Below are 1418 nucleotides of genomic sequence, written 5' to 3' on the forward strand. Positions count from 1 at the left end.
ACCGTGCAGGTGATGATGCAGCAGGACTTGCTATTTCCGAGAAGATGAGAGCCCAGATCACAGGACTTGAGACAGCTCAGAAGAACGCAAATGATGGTATTTCATTAGTACAGACAGCAGAAGGTGCATTAACAGAAGTGCATTCCATGTTAAACCGTATGGTAGAACTTGCTCAGCAGTCCGCCAATGGTACATACCAGGATACTGTAGATAGAGAGAATATCCAGAAAGAGATGAATTCTTTAACAAAAGAAATCGACCGTATCTCTACTGGAACCAACTTTAATGGAATCAATCTGCTTGATGGTGGATTAGATGGCGAAGCAAAATCTGCAGCAGTAGATGTAAAAGCAAACGCTGATACAAACAGTGAAGCGTTCTCTTTCAAGGTTTCTGGCGGTGAAGCAGGAATCACTGTAAACATTAAGTCCGCAGATGCAGGTGCAGAAGCAGGTCAGACTGTAAAAGCAGAAGCAACAGATAAAGCAGTTACAATTACTGTTTCCAGCAAGGACGCAGGTTCCATTACACAGGAAGCTATCAACAAGGCAATTGCTGATGCACGTGAAGCGGATGAAGATTTTGCAGCTTTAGGAGATTTTAAAGTTACATTAAGCAATGATATCAAGTTCACAGGTGACAGTAAAGCAGCTGACGGAATTAATGAAACAAGTGCAGCAACTGCCATCTCCGGTAAAGCTCTGACTCTTCAGATCGGTGAATCATCAGAAGACCACAACAAGCTTGATGTTAACATTGCAGCTATGAGTACAGAGGGATTAGGCTTAACTGATGTTAAGGTTGATACACAGGCTAACGCTGCTGATGCAGTTCAGATCATCAAGAACGCAATCAACACCGTATCCAATACTCGTGGTGATCTTGGTGCTCTGCAGAACCGTTTAGAGCATACCATCAACAACTTGAGTGTAACCTCTGAGAACATGACAGCAGCAGAGAGCCGTATCCGTGACGTTGATATGGCAAAAGAGATGATGTCCTATACAAAGAACAACATTCTTGTACAGGCTTCTCAGGCAATGCTTGCTCAGGCAAACCAGGTACCTCAGGGTGTTCTTCAGTTATTAAAGTAATTAATTCTGTATTTTTGACGGATGAGCTCAGGTTCATCCGTTTTTTTGCTATTTTCAAAAAAAACCTTATGAAAAGTCAATCTGTGACGATATAGCAGTAAGAAAGGATTTCTTTGTTTCAGATCCAGGAGTTGATTGTTTGTATTCTGGAGTTGTTATTGGGCAGAGAATATTATTTTAATATCATTTAAGGCACTCTAGTAAATGATATGGTTTATAATCAAGGTTTCAGTCTGTTATTCAGGGCCCGAATGACAGATTAGGAATATATAATCTGGGGGACAGGGAAGTCCCCGACATAATTCAAGGAGGTACTACAAATGA

The 1418-nt window shown here is 41.3% G+C and carries 1 protein-coding gene; it reads left to right on the forward strand.

The genetic code is table 11. The features are described 5' to 3' along the window. Positions 1–1094 (forward strand): flagellin (locus tag FAY33_RS19115; RefSeq protein ID WP_143323071.1); only part of this gene is annotated, 1094 nt, incomplete at its 5' end. Positions 1095–1418 lie beyond the last annotated feature (324 nt).

Origin of the sequence: Clostridium sp. HBUAS56010 (genome assembly GCF_007115105.1) — a bacterium.
Lineage (GTDB): Bacteria > Bacillota > Clostridia > Lachnospirales > Lachnospiraceae > Lacrimispora.